The organism is Planktothrix sp. FACHB-1355 (assembly GCF_014748295.1).
Lineage (GTDB): Bacteria > Cyanobacteriota > Cyanobacteriia > Cyanobacteriales > Aerosakkonemataceae > Aerosakkonema > Aerosakkonema funiforme_A.
Genome location: NZ_JACJUP010000576.1, coordinates 1 through 4291 on the forward strand (window position 1 = coordinate 1; position 4291 = coordinate 4291).

Annotated in this window: 6 protein-coding genes; all 6 read left to right on the forward strand. The window is 44.0% G+C overall.

Translation table 11 applies throughout. The annotated features are described in order from the left end of the window. The first annotated feature begins 132 nt into the window (after window positions 1–132). Window positions 133–741 carry a hypothetical protein gene (locus tag H6S82_RS20935; protein WP_190464580.1) on the forward strand — a complete coding sequence of 203 codons (609 nt, stop codon included), beginning with the start codon at window positions 133–135 and terminating at the stop codon, window positions 739–741. Window positions 742–833: 92 nt separating this feature from the next. Beyond that, entirely contained in the window at window positions 834–2021 is a 1188-nt protein-coding gene (locus H6S82_RS20940) for a cytochrome P450 (RefSeq protein ID WP_190464579.1), read from the forward strand. Beyond that, on the forward strand, window positions 2018–3034 hold the full coding sequence (locus H6S82_RS20945) for a tetratricopeptide repeat protein (RefSeq protein WP_191056648.1): 1017 nt from the start codon (window positions 2018–2020) through the stop codon (window positions 3032–3034). Before H6S82_RS20940 ends, H6S82_RS20945 begins: the two co-directional genes overlap by 4 nt. A gap of 68 nt (window positions 3035–3102) precedes the next feature. Beyond that, the gene (locus tag H6S82_RS20950; protein WP_190464577.1) at window positions 3103–3387 is read left to right on the forward strand and encodes a hypothetical protein; all 285 of its coding nucleotides are present in this window, start codon (window positions 3103–3105) and stop codon (window positions 3385–3387) included. A 66-nt stretch (window positions 3388–3453) separates the two neighbouring features. After that, window positions 3454–3834, forward strand: a complete 381-nt coding sequence (locus tag H6S82_RS20955; RefSeq protein WP_190464576.1) for a nuclear transport factor 2 family protein — start codon at window positions 3454–3456, stop codon at window positions 3832–3834. A gap of 130 nt (window positions 3835–3964) precedes the next feature. Further along, the coding region (locus H6S82_RS20960; RefSeq protein ID WP_191056649.1) for a protein kinase at window positions 3965–4291 on the forward strand (327 nt) is incomplete at its 3' end.

Genomic DNA, 4291 nt, shown 5'->3' on the forward strand with positions numbered 1-4291 from the left:
GACTTTTGACTTTACTTCCTTCGCGGTGGAAGATGTGATACTACTGCTACGTAGAACTTATACATTGCCAGACATAACTCCCTTCCCACCCACCCAAGTAAACTTATAAAATCCCCTGCCCCCTTTACCAGCATGGCTTACAGCGATTTTACACTAGAAAAAGTACAGAAAGCTTTTGGTTTAACGATTTCCGATCGCGTGAATCTCTTTGCTAATATTCCCGAATTAGAAAGCAGCAATTGGCTGAAAGAAACCCTTGATTATAATGTGCCGATCGCATTGGGTAGCAATACAGAAAAAGCCCGCTCTGAACTGATTATCGCGCCTATTTTAGTCGAACTGAGAAAACAACTTAATTCGGAGATAGGTTTGTTTTCAGGAATTGATTTTACTGTCGATCCAAACAGAGGATTAAACGGAAGTTGTGATTTTATCATCAGTAATTCACCTCAATTACTAATTTTAAGAGCGCCTGCAATTATGCTAGTAGAAGCGAAAAAAGAAAATATTAATGCCGGATTGGGTCAGTGCGTGGCTGAAATGGTAGCGGCTCAGATTTTTAACGAACGGGAAGGAGAGGAAGTCGCCGATATTTATGGAGTGGTAACAACAGGAGAAATTTGGAAATTTCTTAAACTAACAGGAGAATTAGTCCAAATCGATTTGGTTGAATATTTTCTCAATAACATCAATAAAATTTTAGGTATATTAGCCAGCGCCGTTCCAAAAAATAGCTCCTAGCCATAGCTTTCAGACGCTAAATCTGAGTCTTTGAATATAGCTTCCGTTTTGAGTTTTGCATAATCTAAAATCCTCTCATCCTCTTATCCAAAATGTTTGACAATCCCGAATTTATCGCCAACCCTTACCCAACTTACAGCGATCTGCGATCGCACAGCCCAATCCATTGGGTTGATATTTTGGGCGGAGCTTGGCTATTACCACGTTATGACGATGTTGTCAATGCTTTGCGCGACCCGCGCCTTTCCGCCCAACAAAGCGACTTGTTTTTTGCCGATTTTCCCCCTGAAATGCAAGGAGAATTTGCCGAATTCAATCGCATTTTTGGGATGTGGTTGCTATCTCTTGACGGTGCGGAACACAATCGCGTGCGTAAGCTGATGAACAAAGGGTTTAAGATGGCGCTGCAAAATCTGCGACCCCGGATTCAAAAAGTAACCGATTTGCTGCTCGATCGCGTGCAAGCTACCGGAGAATTCGACTTGATGCGCGATTTTGCCCTGCCTTTCCCCATGCTGGTGATGGCGGAAATGCTGGGGGTAGATTCTCAGGATCGAGATGATTTCATTTCCTGGTCGGAAGATATTCTCATCATAGCAGATGCGCCGCAAGTTACCCTGGAATTGGCACGCCAAGCTCAAAAAAGTTTGATCGCCCTTAACGAATATTTTCGCACTATCATTGCAGAACGGCGTCAGAATCCGGGCGACGATTTGATTAGTTTTTTGATTCACGCGGAAGAAGATTCTGTTCTGACAACTGATGAAGTTATCGCCCAATCTTCCCAATTAATTGCGGCTGGATATGCTTCGATTCGCAATTTTTTGGGCAATGGAATATACTTGTTGTTGAAGCATATTGACCAATGGGAAATCTTGCGGAATAACCCATCTTTAATGCCAAATGCTTTGCGAGAATTGTTGCGTTATGAAAGTTCGGCTCAATTTGCCACTCGCTTTGCTAGGGAAGATTTCTTTCTGCACGATCGACTAATTAAAAAAGGCCAAACAGTGATCGCCTTAATCGGTTCCGCCAATCGCGACCCGGAGAAATTTCCCAATCCCGACGTTTTGGATATCACTCGCAACGCCGACCATCATCTCGCTTTCGGCTACGGCGCACACGCTTGTCTGGGCGCTACCCTCACCTACATTCAAGCGGAGATTGCTTTCCTGACTGTAATTCAAAGAATGCCGAATTTACGATTGGTTAACGATACACCAGAATGGAATCCCGGCTTGCTTTTTAGAGGATTTAATTCGCTACCGCTGCTTTTTTGAGGACATATAATTTCAACCATTACAATCGCATCAAAATTTACCTCAACGATCGCATCATGAACAACTCCCATACAATCCCCATCGCCCAAAACCCCAACAATGCCAAAACCTTTGCCCAACGCGGTGAAAGCTACCGTCAGATGAAACGCTATCCGGAAGCATTGGCAGATTTTAACAGAGCGATCGCACTTTCGCCAAATTACGCTTGGGCTTACGCACACCGAGGCGTTGTTTATCGGCGGTTGTTGCGTTATGAGGAAGCATGGGCAGATTTTAACAAAGCGATCGAACTCAAACCGGATTATGCTTGGGCTTATGCTTATCGGGGCGTGATGTGCAGTATTGCCAATCGCTATGCTGAAGCGGTGGTGGAATTCGATCGCGCGATCGCACTTGATGAGACGATCGGTAAGTATTGGGGTAACGAACGCGGTTTTCCTCTCATGCGACTGGGACGGTACGCCGAAGCAATGGAATGTTACGAGCAAACCTTGACAGCAAGACCGAATGACCCTCTTGCCGTCTATTGTATTGCTGTTAACCAGACTCTTTGGCAAGGATTGGCGAAAGCGCAAACCGAAATCGATCGAGCGCGGACTGTATTGCAGTCGATGGTGGATGCAGAAGAAACCCAGTTTCTCAAAGAAACCCGGTTTCTCAAAGAAACCGGGTTTCTGTCTAACTCCGATCATCCCCAAGAAACCGGGTTTCTGTCTAACTCCGATCATCCCCAAGAAACCGGGTTTCTGGCTAACTCCGACGAAACTGCCAATCCAAAATCCCAAATCCCAAATCTAAAATGGTATGGTGGCAGCGATATCGCCCTTTACGCATTGGGCGGTTTGGCTGTATTGGCAGGGGACTTTGACAAAGCATTGAACTATTTGCAAGCAGCCATATCCGTTGAATACGACCTCAACGTCGAGATGGTGCGTAATGACCCCGCTTGGTTTAATTTGCACAGCGATCCCCGCTTTCAAACGTTAATTAATCGCAAAAATTCTTGCTCTTAAAGGTTAAGGATGGTATATATCGAGTCATAATGCTAAAAATTTGCACCTACCTAAAGAGGGACTTAATTTTGAGCAAGCTATACGAGTTATTGACCGATTTGGCCACCAATCCCCAGAAACAGGCTGCATTTGCCCAGTCTCCCACCGCAGTGATGGATGCGGCAGGGTTAACAGAAGTCGAGCAAGCCATTGTCAAGAGCGGCGAAAGAGCTACAATTATCGCTGCTTTTGCAGACGAACTGCCTGTATTGTCTATTGCTTTTCGGGAACCCGATCCAGATCCTTCTCCCGATCCAGATCCTTCGCCTGCACCTGATTCTTCCCCAGATTCACAACCTTCCGAGGGAATTTAGTCAACCACTGTCTAACAGCAGCGCGTTCCGAGAAGAACTCAAAGATTAGCAAGACAGGAGATAATTGTGACAGAAGAAGAAAATTTGAAAATAGTGCAGACAATAGTCCAAAACTATGAAGAAGGCAAAGCTCTCACACCATCAGAAGAATACTTGGCAAAAGATATAGAGTGGATTGTATCTGGATCGATCGACGATCCATTAACTGGTCGATATGTTGGCATCGAACAGGTAGAGCAGCTTTTCGCAATATTCAATCACATAGTAGATGGAGGACGACACGAGACAAAAGAGTACATTGTTCAAGGTGACAAAGTTGTCGTATGCGGGGAGGAAAGAATCCAGTTCAAGAACAACGGTCGTAATGTGCAAAGCAGTTTTGTCTATGTGATTACTCTGCGTGAAGGCAAAATTGTCCAGTGGCGAGTAATTTATGGTTATCCCTAATGGGAGACAGTTTCAGATTTAGCTTGTTAAAGTAACTTTTAATCAAGGTTGGGTTTATTTATCAACCCAACTTTGTTTTGCCATTATTACTTTATTTACTTACATTTAAGTTAATTAAGAACAAATTAAGATGAATATAACATTTTCAGGCTACCAAATAACTAAAAAACTCCACGAAAGCGATAATTCGTTGGTCTATCGCGGAATTCGGCAACTAGATAAACAATCAGTTATCCTCAAGATACTCAAGGAACTTTACCCACCGCCGGAAAAAATTGCTTGGTTCAAGCGAGAGTATGAAGTCATTTGTAACCTGAACCAAGCTGGCGTAGTAAATACCTACAGTTTGGAAAGAGATAGCAACCGCTGGGTGATGGTATTAGAAGATTTTGGAGGTACATCTCTAGCCCAGTTGATGCAAGCAGAAGAAACTTCTTCCCCAACTCCTATCCTTGTC

Excerpts from the sequence above, each read along its gene's own strand:
- H6S82_RS20935 (WP_190464580.1), top strand. The coding sequence starts at position 133 with ATGGCTTACAGCGATTTTACACTAGAAAAAGTACAGAAAGCTTTTGGT.
- H6S82_RS20940 (WP_190464579.1), top strand. The coding sequence starts at position 834 with ATGTTTGACAATCCCGAATTTATCGCCAACCCTTACCCAACTTACAGC.